This is a genomic window from Stenotrophomonas maltophilia group sp. msm1 (genome assembly GCF_032025805.1).
In the GTDB taxonomy this organism is placed as follows: Bacteria; Pseudomonadota; Gammaproteobacteria; order Xanthomonadales; family Xanthomonadaceae; genus Stenotrophomonas; species Stenotrophomonas hibiscicola.
The window spans coordinates 216,955-233,072 of the sequence record NZ_JAVSKH010000003.1; the positions used below are offsets into that span (position 1 = coordinate 216,955).

Annotated in this window: 16 protein-coding genes and 1 pseudogene; 16 read left to right on the forward strand and 1 reads right to left on the reverse strand. The window is 67.5% G+C overall.

Annotation, left to right across the window (positions count from 1 at the left end):
• Nucleotides 1-80: 80 nt before the first annotated feature.
• Complete coding sequence (locus ROV95_RS16130) at nucleotides 81-1,298, reverse strand: MFS transporter (protein ID WP_312545306.1); 1,218 nt, start codon at nucleotides 1,296-1,298, stop codon at nucleotides 81-83.
• A gap of 78 nt (nucleotides 1,299-1,376) precedes the next feature.
• Between ROV95_RS16130 and ROV95_RS16135 the strand changes: the two genes are divergently transcribed.
• The 16 genes and pseudogenes from ROV95_RS16135 (at nucleotide 1,377) to ROV95_RS16210 (ending at nucleotide 16,115) form a co-directional block, all read left to right on the forward strand.
• On the forward strand, nucleotides 1,377-1,805 hold the full coding sequence (locus ROV95_RS16135; protein ID WP_069139141.1) for a helix-turn-helix domain-containing protein: 429 nt from the start codon (nucleotides 1,377-1,379) through the stop codon (nucleotides 1,803-1,805).
• 94 nt (nucleotides 1,806-1,899) lie between these two features.
• Entirely contained in the window at nucleotides 1,900-2,235 is a 336-nt protein-coding gene (locus tag ROV95_RS16140) for a DUF3649 domain-containing protein (protein ID WP_312545308.1), read from the forward strand.
• A complete protein-coding gene (locus ROV95_RS16145) occupies nucleotides 2,232-3,821 on the forward strand; it encodes a PepSY-associated TM helix domain-containing protein (protein WP_069139140.1) in 1,590 nt (529 codons plus the stop codon). The genes ROV95_RS16140 and ROV95_RS16145 overlap by 4 nt, the downstream gene beginning before the upstream one ends.
• Nucleotides 3,818-4,117 (forward strand): DUF3325 domain-containing protein, encoded by a 300-nt coding sequence (locus tag ROV95_RS16150; protein WP_312545309.1) that lies wholly within the window; start codon nucleotides 3,818-3,820, stop codon nucleotides 4,115-4,117. The genes ROV95_RS16145 and ROV95_RS16150 overlap by 4 nt, the downstream gene beginning before the upstream one ends.
• A gap of 17 nt (nucleotides 4,118-4,134) precedes the next feature.
• Complete coding sequence (locus tag ROV95_RS16155; protein ID WP_312545311.1) at nucleotides 4,135-4,671, forward strand: TonB-dependent receptor plug domain-containing protein; 537 nt, start codon at nucleotides 4,135-4,137, stop codon at nucleotides 4,669-4,671.
• A 48-nt stretch (nucleotides 4,672-4,719) separates the two neighbouring features.
• Nucleotides 4,720-6,342, forward strand: coding sequence for a TonB-dependent receptor (locus tag ROV95_RS16160; protein ID WP_312545313.1), 1,623 nt, complete (start codon nucleotides 4,720-4,722; stop codon nucleotides 6,340-6,342).
• 116 nt (nucleotides 6,343-6,458) lie between these two features.
• Nucleotides 6,459-7,589: a metallophosphoesterase gene (locus ROV95_RS16165; RefSeq protein WP_312545314.1), complete on the forward strand. Its 1,131-nt coding sequence runs from the start codon at nucleotides 6,459-6,461 to the stop codon at nucleotides 7,587-7,589.
• A 132-nt stretch (nucleotides 7,590-7,721) separates the two neighbouring features.
• Nucleotides 7,722-8,405, forward strand: coding sequence for a response regulator (locus ROV95_RS16170; protein ID WP_049414101.1), 684 nt, complete (start codon nucleotides 7,722-7,724; stop codon nucleotides 8,403-8,405).
• The gene (locus tag ROV95_RS16175; protein ID WP_312545315.1) at nucleotides 8,402-9,781 is read left to right on the forward strand and encodes a sensor histidine kinase; all 1,380 of its coding nucleotides are present in this window, start codon (nucleotides 8,402-8,404) and stop codon (nucleotides 9,779-9,781) included. The genes ROV95_RS16170 and ROV95_RS16175 overlap by 4 nt, the downstream gene beginning before the upstream one ends.
• Before the next feature lie 79 nt (nucleotides 9,782-9,860).
• A pseudogene (locus ROV95_RS16180) lies at nucleotides 9,861-10,696 on the forward strand (alpha/beta fold hydrolase).
• A 1-nt stretch (nucleotide 10,697) separates the two neighbouring features.
• On the forward strand, nucleotides 10,698-11,057 hold the full coding sequence (locus tag ROV95_RS16185) for an EamA family transporter (protein WP_021202495.1): 360 nt from the start codon (nucleotides 10,698-10,700) through the stop codon (nucleotides 11,055-11,057).
• On the forward strand, nucleotides 11,054-11,452 hold the full coding sequence (locus tag ROV95_RS16190) for a DMT family transporter (protein WP_019659193.1): 399 nt from the start codon (nucleotides 11,054-11,056) through the stop codon (nucleotides 11,450-11,452). The genes ROV95_RS16185 and ROV95_RS16190 overlap by 4 nt, the downstream gene beginning before the upstream one ends.
• Before the next feature lie 10 nt (nucleotides 11,453-11,462).
• Nucleotides 11,463-12,665 carry a DegT/DnrJ/EryC1/StrS family aminotransferase gene (locus ROV95_RS16195; protein WP_312545317.1) on the forward strand — a complete coding sequence of 401 codons (1,203 nt, stop codon included), beginning with the start codon at nucleotides 11,463-11,465 and terminating at the stop codon, nucleotides 12,663-12,665.
• Nucleotides 12,666-12,839: 174 nt separating this feature from the next.
• Nucleotides 12,840-13,556 carry an MtnX-like HAD-IB family phosphatase gene (locus ROV95_RS16200; RefSeq protein ID WP_312545318.1) on the forward strand — a complete coding sequence of 239 codons (717 nt, stop codon included), beginning with the start codon at nucleotides 12,840-12,842 and terminating at the stop codon, nucleotides 13,554-13,556.
• Between the two features lie 64 nt (nucleotides 13,557-13,620).
• On the forward strand, nucleotides 13,621-15,021 hold the full coding sequence (locus ROV95_RS16205) for an aminotransferase class III-fold pyridoxal phosphate-dependent enzyme (RefSeq protein WP_312545319.1): 1,401 nt from the start codon (nucleotides 13,621-13,623) through the stop codon (nucleotides 15,019-15,021).
• Nucleotides 15,022-15,050: 29 nt separating this feature from the next.
• Nucleotides 15,051-16,115, forward strand: coding sequence for a GNAT family N-acetyltransferase (locus tag ROV95_RS16210; RefSeq protein ID WP_312545320.1), 1,065 nt, complete (start codon nucleotides 15,051-15,053; stop codon nucleotides 16,113-16,115).
• Nucleotides 16,116-16,118: the final 3 nt, after the last annotated feature.

Genomic DNA, 16,118 nt, shown 5'->3' on the forward strand with positions numbered 1-16,118 from the left:
AGTCGACCGCTGGTCGACTATCGCGCGCAGCGCGGGATTTTTCGCATGCGGGGCGAAGAGCAGTCGACTGACAGTCGACTCTACCGACAGTCGACTCTACCGGTTCGCGCGCCAGCCGATGCGTTGAACGCCACCACCCGCCATGCTGCCCACCACAGCAGCGCCAGCAGCGCGATGCCGGCGCCCAACAGGCACACTGCTGGCCAGCCATGCCGGGCCTGCACCCAAGGCCCCGCAGCCGCACCCGCCCCACTGCCAACTGCATAGAACAACATGTACAACGCCACCAGGCGCCCATGCTGTTCTGTCGGTGCACGCAGCAACAATGCCTGGTTCGAGACATGGAGTGCCTGGCCGCCGAGGTCGAGCACGACCACACCCAGCAAAAGCAAGGACAGCGAACGCGGCAGGCCCAGCAGCGGCCACCACGCGACCAGCATCAACAACAGCGCGCCGACGCTGACCCGATGCGTGAAGCCGCGATCCATCCAATGCCCGACCCGCGCCGCCAGCAGCGCCCCTACCACGCCCGCCAGGCCCAGTGCACCGATGGCCGCGGTCGACCAGTGCAACGGCGGAGCCGACAGCGGCAGCGGTACCGCCGCCCAGAACACATTGAGCCCGGCAAACAGCAACAGTGCCAACGGACCGCGCTCACGCAGGGTCCGGTCGTTGCGCAGCATGCCCAGCATCGAATCCAGCAGTTCGCGCCAGCGCGGGGGAACCACCGGCACCGGCACGGCGGGCAGGCGCTGCCACAACAGCGCCGCCAAGGCCACCATCACCATCGCCGACAGCAGATAGACCGCGCGCCAGCCCAGCGCAGACGCGATTGCCCCCGATAGCACACGCGCGAGCAGCAGGCCGATGAACACCCCACCCTGCACGGCGCCCACCACGCGCCCCCGCTGCTCGGGCGGTGCCAGCGTGGCTGTGTAGGCGATCAGTCCTTGGGTCAGCGCCGTGCCCAGCAAACCGGCCAGCAGCATGCCCGACAACAACCAGACTGCCGTGCGTGCCGCGGCAAGCCACAGCAACGCCAGCACCAGTGCCACCAACTGCAACCGCAGCAGGCGTCGACGGTCACCACGATCGGCCAGCGGCAGCAGGCCCAGCAGCGCCAGCACGCTGCCGGCCTGGGTGGCAGACACCACCGCACCCGCCACCGCCCGGTCCAGCGCGAAGGCGCGCGCGAGCTGGTCCAGCAGCGGCTGCGCGTAGTAGACGTTGGCGACGCTGGCGCCGGCGGCGACCGCGAGCAGGACCAGCAGGGAGCGGGGTGTCGGGGCGAGGCTCATCATGTAGTTGCAATTTGAAACTTGATGCAGGCTAGCGGCATTGGTTTTAAACTGCAACCACCTTCTGCGGAACCTGCCATGCACGCCGACAGCCCCTGCCCCGTCGCCCGCAGCGCCGACCTGCTCGGTGACCGCTGGGCGTTGCTGGTGATCCGCGATGCTTTCGATGGCATCACCCGCTTCGGCGACTTCCAGCGCAGCCTCGGCGCCGCGCGCAACATCCTCAGCGACCGCCTGCGCCGGCTGGTCGAGGCGGGCATCCTGCAACTGCAACCGGCCTCCGATGGCTCGGCCTACCAGCAATACGTGCTCACCGCCGCCGGCCAGGAGCTGTTCCCGCTGCTGGTCGCGCTGCGCCAGTGGGGCGAACGCCATCGCTTCGGCGCTGGCGAAGCCCACTCTTCCCTGGTCCAGCGTGACAACGGCTCAACCGTGCCCTACATGCAACCGCTGGACACCCACGGACAGCCACTGCCGGCGCACGCTACCGTGGTGCGCAAGCTGTAAACGGCGCCCCCCCCCCGAATGGGGGACTCGACAGGGTCACCGGTGTCAAATAGCATTCAATTGCAATTGCACACGGTTCTCATTGAAATCGGCGATGGCCGCTCCTACCTCTCCTTCTGCTGCCGGCGCTGCGCCGGCCAAGCGCGTGGCGCGCGGTAACGGTCATGGCCTGCTGTGGGCGCGCGGTCTGCTGGCGCTGCTGGGCGGTTACGCCGTGGCTGCCTGCTGGGCCGCCGCACTGGCGCGTCTGCTGCCGGGCGCCAAGGCCGATGCCACCCTGGTGGCGACCATGGCCGCGTTCGTGGTCTACGCACTGGCCGCCATCTGGGCCTACGCCGCGCGCAGCACCCTGCGTGCCGCTGTGGGCCTGCTGGCCGCGGGCGCCCTCGCTGCACTGATCGCCTGGCTGCTGCGCGGGAACTACTCATGAGCAGCGCCGACAACCTGGGCGGCATCCGCCAATCGCAATCGGTGCTGCACACCTGGTCGGGCCTGGTGGTCGGCTGGGTGCTGTTCCTGATTTTCATTGCCGGTACCGCATCGTACTGGAAGGAAGAACTGACCCGCTGGATGCAGCCGGAAATCGGCCTGCCCGCCGAGGCCACGACCGCCGTCACCCAGGCCCAGCAGTTCCTGGCCCGCACTGCACCGGACGCGCAGCGCTGGAGCATCGAACTGCCCGATTCGCGCAGCAGTGCCACCACCGTCAGTTGGCAGGCGAAGGGCGAAAAGGAACGCCGGCGTGGCCAGCGCAATCCCAACCAAGCCACCCTGGATGCCAACGGCACCCCGGTGCAGGTGCGCGAGACACGCGGTGGCAACTTCTTCTATCGCCTGCATTTCGATCTGCACTACGTACCGGTGTTGTGGGCGCGCTGGTTCATCAGTGCCTGTTCCATGCTGATGCTGGTGGCGATCATCAGCGGGGTCATCACCCACAAGAAGATCTTCACCGACTTCTTCACCTTCCGCCGCGGCAAGGGCCAACGCACCTGGCTGGACGGCCACAACGCGCTGGCGGTGCTGTCGCTGCCGTTCCACCTGATGATCACCTACACCGGCCTGATCACCCTGATGACGCTGTACATGCCGTGGGCGGTGGACGCGAACTACCCCGGTGGACGCGATGCGTTCTTCGCCGAACTGTTCCCGCGCGCGGAAAAGGTCGAACCCAGTGGCGTAGCCGCTGCGCCGCCCGCACTGGCCCAGGTCCTGCGCCGTGCGGAATTGCAGTGGGGCGGTGGCCATGCCGCGTCGCTGCAGATCGACCAGCCAGGCGATGCGTCGATGCGCATTGCCGTGCGCCGCCAGCAGGCCGACCAGATTGCCGGGGCCAACGACACCCTCACCTTCGACGCGCGCGGCGAACTGCTCGATGCTGCCCCGCCGCGCTCGGCCGCCGTGGTCACCCGCGACGGCATGATCGGACTACACGCGGCACGTTTCGCGCCCACCACGATGCGCTGGCTGTTCTTCCTGTCCGGCGTTGCCGGCACGCTGATGGTCGCCACCGGGCTGGTGTTGTGGACGGTGAAGCGCCGCACCCAGTTGCCCGACCCCGCGCGTCCGCATCTGGGTTTCCGCATCGTGGAACGCCTGAACATCGGCTTCGTCAGCGGCCTGCCGGTCGCCATGCTGGCCTTCCTGTGGGGCAACCGCCTGCTGCCGGTGGAGCTGGCCAACCGCAGCGATGCCGAAGTGAAGGTGTTCTTCTACGCGTGGGCGGCCTGCCTGCTGCACGCGCTATTCCGTCCGGCCCGTCGCGGCTGGGTGGAACAACTGGCATTGGCCGGCGTGTTGGCGCTGGGCCTGCCGCTGTACAACCTGGCGGCCTGGCAGGGGGGCGCGGTCACTGCACTGGCCAACGGTGATGGCGCCCGGGCCGGCATCGACATCGGCCTGCTGCTGATCGGCGCCAGCCTGTTGTGGGCAGCGCGCAAGGTGCATCGTTTCGTGCCGGCGCAACGCAAGCCACGTGCCGCACGCGCCGCCCCGGCTGCCGAGGCCAGCGCATGAGCGCGCTCGCCCTGCTGCTGGCGACCGTCGGCTTCGTATGTCTGGCGTTGGCGATGGAACGCCACCATCGCGACGTCACCGGTCATGCCCCCGCCGCGCCGCGCCGCCGCCTGCTGCGCCTGCTGGGCGCGGCCGCGCTGGCGGCCAGCCTGGCACCGAGCATCGCGGCTTGGGGCGTTGCCCAGAGCTTCGTGGGCTGGTGTGGCGTGCTCGCCGCAGGCGCCGGAGCCATGGTGCTCTGGCTCAGTTTCCGCAGCCCGGCCAAGCCGGCGCCACGCCCGTCTTCCCGTTCCTGAACTAGAAAGGTCATTGCATGAAGCACACGCACTCTGGCGCCCTGCGCCGGAACGCCCTCGCCTTGTCGCTCGCCTGCGCCGCCGCGCCGGTATTTGCCCAGGACAGTGCGCCGACCACCACCGAACTGGACCGGGTGATGGTGACCCAGCGCACCGAGGGCTACCAGGTCTATGGCACCAACACCGCCACCAAGCTGCCGCTGACCCTGCGCGAGACCCCGCAGTCGCTGACCGTGTTCACCCGTCAGCGCATCGAGGATTTCAACCTCATCACGATCTCCGAGGTGCTGCAGCAGACGCCCGGCGTGACCATCCAGTCGTATGACAGCAACCGCACGCTGTTCAATGCGCGCGGCTTTGCCATCAACAACTTCATGTTCGATGGCATTCCCACCAACTACACCACCGGTGCCGGCGGCAACTCGATCCTCAGCGACACCTCCATCTACGAGCGCATTGAAGTGGTGCGCGGTGCCAGCGGCCTGGTCACCGGCTCGGGTAACCCGTCGGCCACGGTGAACATGGTGCGCAAGCGCCCGACCGAAACCTTCTAGGCCAGCACCAGCCTCAGCGCCGGTTCGTGGGATTACAAGCGTGCCGAAGTGGATGTGTCCGGCCCGCTCAGCAAGAGTGGCCGCGTACGCGGGCGTTTCGTCGGCGCCTACACCGACAAGGAAAGCTGGGTACGTTTCCAGCATGACAAGTCGCCCAGCCTGTACGGGGTGATCGAAGCCGACCTGACCGACAGCACCCGCCTGCGTGCTGGCATCGATTACCTGAAGACCGGTTCCGATGGCGGCGCCTGGAGCGCCTCGCCGCTGTACTTCCGCGATGGCAGCCGCGCGCACATGCCGCGTTCCTACAGCGCCGCAGCGCGCTGGAACGAGTGGAACCGCGAAAGCACCAACTACTTTGCCACCCTGGAACAGCAGTTCGGCGCCGGCTGGAGTGGCCGCCTGGCGTACAACCACCGCGCCACCGATACCGATTCGCTGCTGCTGGCCGGCTCCAACACCGGCAACTGGGCCGACCCGGTCACCGGTCTGGGCCTGCGCATTGCCGATACCTATTCGGTGTCGGAAACCCGCGAGGATGCCTTCGACCTGTACGCGTCCGGTCCGTTCCAGCTGTTCGGCCGTTCGCACGAGCTGGTGGTGGGCATCAACCACTACGACCGTGACCTGGACACCATCCGCGCCGGCATCACCTCGCGCCCGTACAACGTGGCCGCCTTCCCCAGCATCTTCAGCTGGGACGGCAACATCGGCAAGCCGACCACGTACAACTACGGCATTCCGTCCAGCACGGTGAACACCACCGAGACCGGCTACTACGCCGCCGTGCGCCTGAACCCGATCGATCCGCTGAAGATCATCGCCGGCGCGCGCTATTCCGATTACCGCACCACCACCGACAACTACAACACCGACGGCGTGTTCACCAGCCGCAGCGCGCGCACCACCGCCCATGAGCTGACCCCATACGTGGGCGTGCTGTATGATCTGAGCAGCACCATCACCGCCTTTGCCAGCTATTCGGACGTGTTCCAGGCCACCGCGCGGCGCGACATCAACAACCAGCTGCTGGCCCCCACCACCGGTGGCAACTACGAGTACGGCCTGAAGGCCGACTTCTTCGGCGGCCGCCTGTACGCGGCGTTGAACGGCTTCTACATGAAGCAGGACAACGTGGCCGAGCTGGACCCGAACGGTGGCGAGATCAAGCTGCCCGATGGCAGTTCGCCGTACATCGCCAGCCGTGGCATTACCACCCAGGGCGGTGAGTTCGAAGTCTCCGGTTCGATCAACGACCACTGGAGCATGACCGGCGGCTACACCTACAGCTACAGCAGCAACCCCGATGGCAGCCGCTTCGCCAGCACCAGCCCGATGCACCTGGCCCGCTTCAATACCACCTGGACCCATGGCCAGTGGACGCTGGGCGGCGGTGTCAGCGTGCAGAGCGAGATCTACCAGATGCAGCCCATTCCCACCGGCCGCTTCACCGCCAGCGGTGCGCCGGTCACGGCCACCGGTCGGATGAGCCAGGGCGGCTACGTGCTGTTCGATCTGATGGGCCGCTACCGCATCAACGACAACCTGAGCGTGGGCGTGACGGTCACCAACCTGTTTGACAAGGTCTACTACCGAAACGTCGGCTTCTTCAACTCCGGCTATTGGGGCGAACCGCGCCGCGTGCTGTTCAACCTGCGCGCGAAGTTCTGAGCCGACGGCCGCATGCCGGACAGACCGGAACGGCAATGCGGCTGGCGCAGCGACGGCGTAGCATCAAGGGCGGGCCTTCGGGCCTGCCTCTTCATTGCCCGCCAAGGAAACATCCCATGCCGCATCGCGCCCTGTTCCGCCTTGCCCGCCTGCTGCCGCTGGCCCTGCTGGCCTGTGCGGCTGGAGCCACGCAGGCCCGCGAGGTCGCCGCGCCTGCTGACCATGTACAAGCCGACGGCCCGTACGTGTTCCGCGACGGCAAGCAGCTGAAGGCGAAATGGATCTGCGCGGACAAGGTCGAGTCGCGCGCGCTGCCGATCAACGCGGCGGGCACCGATATCCCGCCGCGCTGCGGCTACGAACACACCGTGCATGTCGCCGCACCCAACGCACCGTCGGTCTCCGTGCTGCCGGCGGTACCGCGCATCGTTGCCCTGTCCGATATCCACGGGCAGTACGGCCTGCTGGTGCGCCTGCTGCGCGCCAACAAGGTGATCGATGCGCAGGACCGCTGGGCGCTGGGCACCGACACCCTGGTCATCGCCGGCGATGTGTTCGACCGCGGCCCGCAGGTGACCGAGGCGTTCTGGCTGCTGTACGGCCTGCAGCAGCAGGCGGCCGCCGCCGGTGGCGCAGTGCACTTCGTGCTCGGCAACCACGAAACCATGGTGCTGTACGACGACCTGCGCTACGTCAACCCGAAGTACCTGCGCAGCGCCCAGCTGCTGGGCCGCAGCTACCCGCGGCTGTACGGTGCCGATTCGGTGATCGGGCAGTGGCTGCGCACCCGTCCGGTGCTGCTGAAGATCGGCGATACCCTGTTCCTGCACGGCGGCATCTCGCCCGAGGCGGTGCAGCTGGCGCTGGACCCGGCACGCACCAACGCGGCCTATCAGGCCTCGCTGGGCCTGCCCAAGGCCGAAGTGAAGGCCGACCCGGCCACGGCACCGCTGTATGACGGCAAGACCAGCCCGATCTGGTACCGCGGCTATTTCGATGGCCGCCTCGACACCGCGGGGGTACAGGCCGTGCTCGACCGCCTGCAGCTCACCCGCATCGTGGTCGGCCACACCTCGATGCCGCACGTCAGCAGCTTCCACGGCGACCGCGTGATCGCGATCGACAGCAGCATCAAGAACGGCGAGAACGGCGAACTGCTGTTCATCGAGGAGGGCAAGCTCAGCCGTGGCCTGCTGGATGGTTCGCGGGTGCCGCTGGCGCTGGGTGAGCCGGGCCTGCAGGACTGAATGGAGGGACAGCGCGACGGTGCCGGGAGGTGCCGGCGCGCTCCACCTTCACCCGGTTTGCGGCTACCCTTCGGCAGCCGAGAGGCCCAACCCGTCCATCCGGTGGGCCTGACCGTTACAGGAGCCCCGCGCATGCGCGTTCTGATTGCTGAAGACGACCCGGACATCGCCTCGGGCCTGTGCGCCTCGCTGCGCCGGCAGGGGCACGTGGTCGACCACGTCGACAACGGTGCGCACGCCGATGCAGCACTGGGCTCGACCCAGTACGCACTGCTGGTGCTGGACCTGGGGCTGCCGCAACTGGATGGCCGCGACGTGCTGCAACGACTGCGCCAGCGCGGCGATGGCCTGGCGGTGCTGGTGGTGACCGCGCGTGACGGCCTGGCCGAGCGGGTGCGCGTGCTCGACCTCGGTGCCGACGACTACCTGGTCAAGCCGTTCGCACTGGACGAATTCGAAGCCCGCGTGCGTGCACAGCTGCGGCGGGTCACCAGCAATGGCAATCCGGACCTGCGCATCGGCCGCTTGCGCCTGGACCTGGCCGGGCACCGCGTATGGATCGACGACCAACCACTTGAACTGACCGCACGCGAGTTCGGCCTGCTGTCGGCACTGGCGGTGCGTGCAGAGCGCATCGTCTCACGCGCGCAGCTGGTGGAAGCGCTGTGCGACTGGGGCCAGGACCTGACCGACAACGGCCTGGACATCGCCCTGCACCGCCTGCGCCGCAAGCTGCAGCCGGGCGGCATGGGCATCCGCACCGTGCGTGGGCTGGGCTACATGCTGGAAGACGCACAGGACGACAGCGCCCCGTGATCAGCGGCCCCCCCAGCCTGCGACGGCGCCTGCTCGCCTTCCTGGCGCTGCCGATGCTTGGCCTGCTCACCTTCAATACGATCCTGGCCTATTACGTTGCGCTGGACTATTCCAACCGCATCCACGACCGCAACCTGACCGACGACACGCACTCGTTCGCACAGATGCTGAGCACCATGCCGGTGACCAGCGACCTGTCTCCGCAGGCGCGCTTCCTGATCGAGTACGAGCCCGACGGCCATCGCTATTTCAACGTCGACAGCAGCCGCCAGGGGACACTCAGCGGCAATGCGGATTTCAGTGCCTACGCGCCTTCGCAGGAATGCACCGGCGTGGACCCCACCCTGTACGATGGCATTCTCAACGGCCAGCCGGTGCGCATGGCCACCGTCTGCACGCGTGCGATGAACGATCCGCAGGACCAGCTGGCGGTGACGGTGGCCGAAAGCATGGCCGAACGACGCCAGCGCGCGCGCGAGATCCTGATGATCATCATCCCGCTGATGACCATGCTGGCGCTGGGCACCGCAGCGCTGGTCTGGTTCGGGGTGACCCATGGCCTGCGCATCCTCACCCCGCTGAGGACCCGCCTGGCGCAGCGCCGCGGCGAACTGGCGCCGATCTCCGACGCCGACGTGCCGGAGGAGATCCAGCCGCTGATCAGCACCATCGACGATCTGTTTGCCCGCCAGGCGGAAATGATCACCCTGCAGAACCGTTTCATCGCCGACGCCGCGCACCAGCTGCGCTCGCCGTTGGCCGGCATGGCCCTGCACGTGGACCAGGCACTGGCGCATGGCGACCCGGACACGGTGCGCGAGGCACTGGAGCACATCCGCCGGCTCAACCAGCGCACCGCGCGGGTCAGCACCCAGCTGCTGGCGCTGAGCCGGGCGCAGACCGTGCCGGAGACGGTGGAGGCGTTGGACCTGTGCGAACGGGTGCCGCAGTGGGTCGGTACACGCGTACCTGAAGCGATCCGCGATGGCATCGATCTGGGTTACTGCGGCAGCCCGCAGCCGCTGCGCGTGCTCGGCAACGGTGCCCAGCTGCAGGAAGCACTGGACAACCTGATCGACAACGCGCTGCGCTATGCCGGCCGCGATGCGACCGTCACGGTGGGCGTGCACGCGCTGGATGACAATGACGTCGAACTGTACGTGGAGGACAACGGCCCCGGCGTGCCCGAGGACGTGATGCCACGGCTGGGCGAGCGCTTCTTCCGCGCCCCCGGCACCACCGCCAGCGGCACCGGCCTGGGCCTGGCCATCGCCCACGAGGCGGTGGAGCACTTCGGCGGGCGCCTGACCTTCCTCAACCGCCCCGGCGGCGGACTCAAGGTCGCCATCACACTGCCGCTGCTGAAGGCCCCCTGACCCGGCCGGGACGCTGAAAGGCTGGCGAAAATCGCGGTTGCGATCCTGACCCTCCCCACTGCCGTCCCGGAGCCGCCAGGTGACCGACTCGCACGACTTCTTCCTCCCCGGTGGCCCGCAGGGCGTGCTGCTGGTTCACGGCCTGACCGGTACCCCGGCCGAAATGCGCATGCTGGGCAAAGGGCTGAACAACGCCGGCTTCACCGTACACGGCGTGCAGCTGCCCGGCCATTGTGGCACCGTGGATGACCTGCTGGCGACCACCTGGGAACAGTGGTACCAGGGCGTGGAAGATGCGGCAGCAAGCCGCGCGGCAAGGTCGACCAGCTGTTCGTCGGTGGCCTGTCGATGGGCGCGGTGCTGTCGCTGGCACTTGCTGCCCGACGACCGGACTGGGTGTCCGGCGTCGGCGTATATGGCGCCACGTTCCGCTACGACGGCTGGAACATTCCCGCCGTCGCCCGCCTCTCGTTCCTGTTGCCTTGGTTCAAACGCTTCAACATCGGCCGCGACCGCATGTTCATGGAAGAACCGCCGTACGGCCTGCGCGACGAGCGCCTGCGTGCGCAGGTCAGCGCCGCCATGCTGTCCGGCGACAGCGCGGCGGCAGGCCTGCCGGGCAATCCCTGGCACGCGCTGGCCGAGATGCGTGCGCTGAGCAACTGGACCCGCCGCCACCTGCACCAGGTCACCGCCCCGTGCCTGGTGATGCACGCCCGCGAAGACGACGTGGCCAGCATGGGCAATGCCGAACTGGTGATGTCGCGGGTCAGTGGCCCGAAGGAACTGGTGGTGCTGGAGGACAGCTACCACATGATCACGATCGACCGCGAACGCCGCGAGGTGATCCGCCGCAGCGCGCGCTTCTTCACCGGGATCGGTGAACGCAGCGGCGTCCTCAAGGCGGTGGCCTGAAATGGGGGCACTTGCCACGCTGCTGTGGCTGGCCAATGTCGTGCTCGATACCGGTGGCCAGCTCGCCTTCAAGGCCGCCGCCAGCGACCCGCAGGAGGGCGAGGGACTGCAGCGCTGGAAGCACATGCTCAGCCGCCCCTGGCTGTGGATCGGCATCGCCTGTTACGTGCTTGAGTTCGTCGCCTGGATTGCGTTCCTGTCGCTGGTTCCATTGTCCAAGGGCGTGCTGCTTGGCTCGATCAACATCGTGGCGCTGATGATCGCCGGCCGCATCCTGTTCCGCGAAAAGCTCACGCCATTGCGGGTGACCGGCATGCTGCTGGTCACGGCGGGCGTGGCGGTGGTGGGGGCCGGCTCATGAGGCGCCTGTATGTAATCGGCTTCCCGCTGCTGATGGCCTTCGACACACTGGCCCAGCTGTGCTTCAAATACGCCGGCGACGCCGCGCTGCCGGTCGAGGCCAACACGGCGTGGCTGCTGCGCGTGCTGTCGCAGCCGTGGGTGTACGGCGCCATCCTCGGCTACGTGGGGGCGTTCTTCACCTGGATGAGCCTGCTGCGGCATGCGCCGATCGGTCCGGCGTTCGCGGCTTCGCACCTGGAAGTGATCAGCGTGCTGCTGCTGTCGGCTTGGCTGTTGAACGAACCACTGACCCTGCACCACCTGGTCGGTGCGGTCCTGATCGTGGCCGGCATCGCCTGCCTCGGTCGCGCCGAAGCAGACGATCCGCACAGCCCCGCCGCAAGCACGCCATGAGCGCACGGCGATGAGCCTGTTCGCGCGCGAACTGCCGCCGACGGCTGGCCTGCCGATGCAGGCCAGCGACTTCCTTCCCGGTGGCGGCGACCTGCGCGAGATCCTGGCCAACCAGCTGGGCACGCCGCCGCTGCAGCTGACCTGTTCCGGTACCCACGCGCTGCTGATCGCGCTGCGCACCCTGCGCAAGCGTGCGCCAAAGCGCGACACAGTGATCATGCCGGCCTACACCTGCCCGCTGGTGCCGATCGCGGTGCACAGCCTCGGCCTGCGCGTGCAGCTGTGCGATACCCGGCACGGCCACTTCGACTTCGATCCCGGCCAGCTCAAACGGTTGGCCGATGCGCGTACGTTGGCGATCCTGCCGACCCACCTGGGCGGGCGCATCGCCGATGTCGAACAGGCCTGCGACATCGCACGCGGCGCCGGCACCCGGGTCGTCGAAGATGCCGCACAGGCGCTGGGTGCACGGGTGGGCAACAGCAGTGTCGGCCTGCGTGGCGATATCGGATTCTTCAGCCTCGCTGCAGGGAAGGGACTGAGCCTGCACGAAGGCGGCCTGCTGGTCAGCCGCGATGACGAACTGCGCGCCGAACTGGCCGAGCATGCCGCCGAACACGTGCGCTTCAACCTGCGCTGGGAGCTGCTTCGCAGTGTGCAGCTGCTTGGCCTTGCCGCCTGCTATCGCCCATCGCTGCTGTCGCTGGTGTACGGCAATCCGCTGCGCAGCGCACTGCAGCGTGGCGATCTGGAAGACGCGGTCGGTGACATTTTCCCGCTGGACATACCGCAGCACCGGGTCAGTCGATGGCGACAGAACATCGGTGCCCATGCCGCGCGGCGATTGCCGGCGTTCCTGCAGGCCGGGCGCCTGCGCGCACTGCAGTTGCGCGTGCAGCTGGCACAACTGCCAGCGGTGGAGGTGGTCGATGGCCTGGCCGGCACCGGCGGCACCTGGCCGATGCTGATGCTGCTGCTGCCCAGCCAGCGCGCGCGCGATGCCGCGCTGGACGACCTGTGGCCGCGCGGCCTCGGTGCCAGCCGCATGTTCATCCATGCCCTGCCCGACTACGCCTACCTGCGTGGCATCGTGCCGCAGGAGGACGTGCCCAATGCACGTGACTTCGCCGCACGCATGCTCACCCTTGGCAACAGCGCCTGGCAGACCCGTGAGGAGACGGGCGAAATACTGCAGGTCCTGGCCCGCGCCTGACCGGCACGTGCATGCGTGGCCTGCGCTCCGCGCATTCATCCATGTACTTTCCTGAACGCTTTCCCAGCCCGTCAAAAGCGCCTTTCAACAGGAAAGGAGCGAGAAAGGCGGCCTGCCTACATTGAGCCTGCCCCGGCAATGTGCCGGACGCCTTTCTCATCGACGGACCTGCCCATGCACTGGAGCATCCTGTGTGACTTCGACGGCACCATCAGCCTCGAAGATGTCATCGACTCGCTGCTGGAAAAGTACGGCCAGCCGGGCTGGCAGGAACTGGAAGACCAGTGGAAGGCGGGAAAGATCGGCTCGCGTGAATGCATGCAGGGCCAGGTGCGGCTGCTGGAACTGGATCCGGCCACGCTTGATGCCCATCTGGACCAGGTGCAGATCGATCCAGGTTTCGTCGCCTTCGTCGCTCGCACCGAGCAGCTGGGCCTGCCACTGCGCATTGTCAGCGACGGCCTGGACTATGCGATCCATCGCATCCTCGCCAACCACGGCCTGGCGCAGCTGCCGGTGGTGGCCAACCACCTGCGCTGGTGCGATGACCACTGGGAACTGGAATCGCCCTACCAGGCCGAAGGCTGCCGCAGTGGCACCTGCAAATGCGCCTGCGCCGCGCAGGCGCGCGCCAACGAAGCCCCCCGCGTGCTGATGATCGGCGACGGCAGCTCGGACTTCTGCGTCTCTGAAGACGCCGACTTCGTGTTCGCCAAGCGCCGCCTGATCACCCATTGCACGAAGGCCGGCATCGCGCATGCCGCCATCGATACCTTCCACGATGCAATCGCACTGTTGCCGCGCTTGCTCGATGGCAGCCTGCTGCAGCCACGTCGCCCCGACGCCAGCCAGCAGCCCGCCGCACTGCCCCTGCTGCTGGCCACCGCCTGAGCACTCCCTTCCAGCCGCGCTCCCCCGTCCTCCCTTTCGAACGTCCTTCACGGAACCGAACTGCATGAACATTTTTGACAAGAACGCCGACGCGGCTGCCTCCGATGCGCGGCTGCTGGCCGACGAAGCCCGCTACAGCTCCTTCGGCGATACCGTCCACTACGTCGACCCGCCGAAGATCTTCCAGCGCGGCGAAGGCAGCTACATGTTCGACGGTGCGGGCGTGCCCTACCTCGACCTGCAGATGTGGTACTCGGCGTGCAACTTCGGCTACAGCAACAAGCGCCTGAACGATGCACTGAAGGACCAGATCGACACCCTGCCGCAGGTCGCCAGCCAGTACCTGCACCCGACCCGCGTGCAGCTGGCCAAGACCATTGCCGTGGACATGCACGAGAAGTTCGGCCTCGACGGCCGCGTGCACTTCAACGTCGGCGGCGCGCAGGCCATTGAGGACTCGCTGAAGATCGTGCGCAACGCGCGCGGCGGCAAGAGCCTGATGTTCGCCTTCGAGGGCGGCTACCACGGCCGCACCCTGGGTGCGTCGTCGATCACCTCCAGCTACCGCTACCGCCGCCGCTACGGTCACTTCGGCGAGCGCGCGATGTTCATCCCGTTCCCGTACCCCTTCCGCCGCCCGAAGGGCATGACCCCGGACGAGTACTCCGACCACTGCGTGTGGCAGTTCGAGCGGCTGTTCGAAAGCGAGTACAACGGCGTGTGGGATCCCAAGGTCGGCCAGGCCGAGTACGCCGCGTTCTACGTCGAGCCGATCCAGGGCACCGGTGGCTACGTCATCCCGCCGCGCAACTTCTTCACCGGCCTCAAGCGCGTGCTGGACAAGTACGGCATCCTGATGGTCGTCGATGAAATCCAGATGGGCTTCTGGCGCACCGGCAAGCTGTGGTCGATCGAGCACTTCGGCGTGACCCCGGACGTGCTGGTGTTCGGCAAGGCGCTGACCAACGGCCTGAACCCGCTGTCGGGCCTGTGGGCGCGCGAAGAGCTGATCAACCCGACCGTGTTCCCGCCGGGCTCCACCCACTCCACCTTCAATTCCAACCCACTGGGCACCCGCCTGGGCCTGGAAGTGCTGAAGCTGGGCAAGGAAATGGATTACGAGCGCACCGTGCCGGAAAAGGGCGCGTACTTCCTCGACGGCCTGCGCGGCCTGCAGAAGCGCCACCCGGAAATCGGCGACGTCGACGGCCTGGGCCTGGCGCTGCGTGCGGAAATCTGCCAGGCCGACGGCTACACCCCGAACAAGGAGCTGCTGGACCGCATGGTCGACATCGGCCTGGCCGGTGACCTGCTGCACCACGGCAAGCGCATGGGCCTCGTGCTCGACGTGGGTGGCTGGTACAAGAACGTGATCACCTTCGCACCGTCGCTGGACATCAGCTACGAAGAGATCGACCTGGCGATCACCCTGCTCGACCAGGCGCTGACCAAGGCCAAGGGCTGAGGCTGGATGCGCCGCCGGTTCCTGTGCCGATGGAGATGACGTCACGCGCATCCAGCACCGCGCTGGAACCGGCCGCGCTGCTGGAGGGTTTCCTGGCCCACCCGCCGCTCGGATTCGAGGCAGGCCGCCTTCCCAGTGGTCTGCCGACCTTCCGTGCGTCGCTGGACCTGACCACCACGATGGACGACGAACTGCGCGGCAGGCTGCTCGGCCTGCCGCTGTCGCGCCTGTGGCGGCCATGGATCACCTGGAAGACCCGTTTCGTCGGTGCCACCAGCACCGAGTACACCCCGCTGCCGGCGCACGTGGCGCCGGAGGCGCTGGCCGAGGACGTGACGCGTCACGCGATCGGCGATACCCGGCTGCTGGTGGTCAAGGACCTGGCCATCGATTCACCGCTGCTGGATGATGCCGCCAACGCGCACAGCGGCGCCTTCCTGCAGGCCTTGCTGGCACGCGGCTTCGTTGAACTGGAAGGCATGCCACTGGCCTGGGTGGCGATCGATTTCGATTCGCTCGATGGCTATCTCGGCCGCCTGTCGTCCTCGCGCCGCAAGAACATCCGGCGCAAGCTCCGTTCGCGTGATGACCTGCAGATCGACTGCATCGCCACCGGCGATCCGGTCCTCGCCGACCCGCAGCTGCAGGCCGAACTGTATGCGCTGTACCTGGGCGTGTATGCGCAGAGCGCGGTGCATTTCGACCAGCTCGACCTGCCCTACTTCCAGCATCTGCTGGCCGACAGCCAGGGCCAGGGACGGATGTTCCTGTATCGCCACCAAGGGCAGCTGATCGGCTGGAACCTGTGCTACGTGCATGCCGGAAAGCTGGTGGACAAGTACATCGGCCTGGCCTACCCGCAGTCACGCGAGCACAACCTGTACGCGGTGAGCTGGATGCACAACCTCGAGTATGCCCTGCAGCACGGCCTGAGCCACTATGTGGCCGGCTGGACCGACTCGCGGATCAAGGCCGAGCTGGGGGCAAGCTTCACCTCCACCCGGCATGCGATCCACGCCCGTTCCCCGCTGCTGCGCGCCGCCCTGCGCCGCCTGGCCCCGTACCTGCAGGGCGAACCCGATGGAGGCGGTTGAACG

Excerpts from the sequence above, each read along its gene's own strand:
- ROV95_RS16130 (WP_312545306.1), bottom strand. The coding sequence starts at position 1,298 with ATGAGCCTCGCCCCGACACCCCGCTCCCTGCTGGTCCTGCTCGCGGTC.
- ROV95_RS16135 (WP_069139141.1), top strand. The coding sequence starts at position 1,377 with ATGCACGCCGACAGCCCCTGCCCCGTCGCCCGCAGCGCCGACCTGCTC.
- ROV95_RS16140 (WP_312545308.1), top strand. The coding sequence starts at position 1,900 with ATGGCCGCTCCTACCTCTCCTTCTGCTGCCGGCGCTGCGCCGGCCAAG.
- ROV95_RS16145 (WP_069139140.1), top strand. The coding sequence starts at position 2,232 with ATGAGCAGCGCCGACAACCTGGGCGGCATCCGCCAATCGCAATCGGTG.
- ROV95_RS16150 (WP_312545309.1), top strand. The coding sequence starts at position 3,818 with ATGAGCGCGCTCGCCCTGCTGCTGGCGACCGTCGGCTTCGTATGTCTG.
- ROV95_RS16155 (WP_312545311.1), top strand. The coding sequence starts at position 4,135 with ATGAAGCACACGCACTCTGGCGCCCTGCGCCGGAACGCCCTCGCCTTG.
- ROV95_RS16165 (WP_312545314.1), top strand. The coding sequence starts at position 6,459 with ATGCCGCATCGCGCCCTGTTCCGCCTTGCCCGCCTGCTGCCGCTGGCC.
- ROV95_RS16170 (WP_049414101.1), top strand. The coding sequence starts at position 7,722 with ATGCGCGTTCTGATTGCTGAAGACGACCCGGACATCGCCTCGGGCCTG.
- ROV95_RS16185 (WP_021202495.1), top strand. The coding sequence starts at position 10,698 with ATGGGGGCACTTGCCACGCTGCTGTGGCTGGCCAATGTCGTGCTCGAT.
- ROV95_RS16190 (WP_019659193.1), top strand. The coding sequence starts at position 11,054 with ATGAGGCGCCTGTATGTAATCGGCTTCCCGCTGCTGATGGCCTTCGAC.
- ROV95_RS16195 (WP_312545317.1), top strand. The coding sequence starts at position 11,463 with ATGAGCCTGTTCGCGCGCGAACTGCCGCCGACGGCTGGCCTGCCGATG.
- ROV95_RS16200 (WP_312545318.1), top strand. The coding sequence starts at position 12,840 with ATGCACTGGAGCATCCTGTGTGACTTCGACGGCACCATCAGCCTCGAA.
- ROV95_RS16205 (WP_312545319.1), top strand. The coding sequence starts at position 13,621 with ATGAACATTTTTGACAAGAACGCCGACGCGGCTGCCTCCGATGCGCGG.
- ROV95_RS16210 (WP_312545320.1), top strand. The coding sequence starts at position 15,051 with ATGGAGATGACGTCACGCGCATCCAGCACCGCGCTGGAACCGGCCGCG.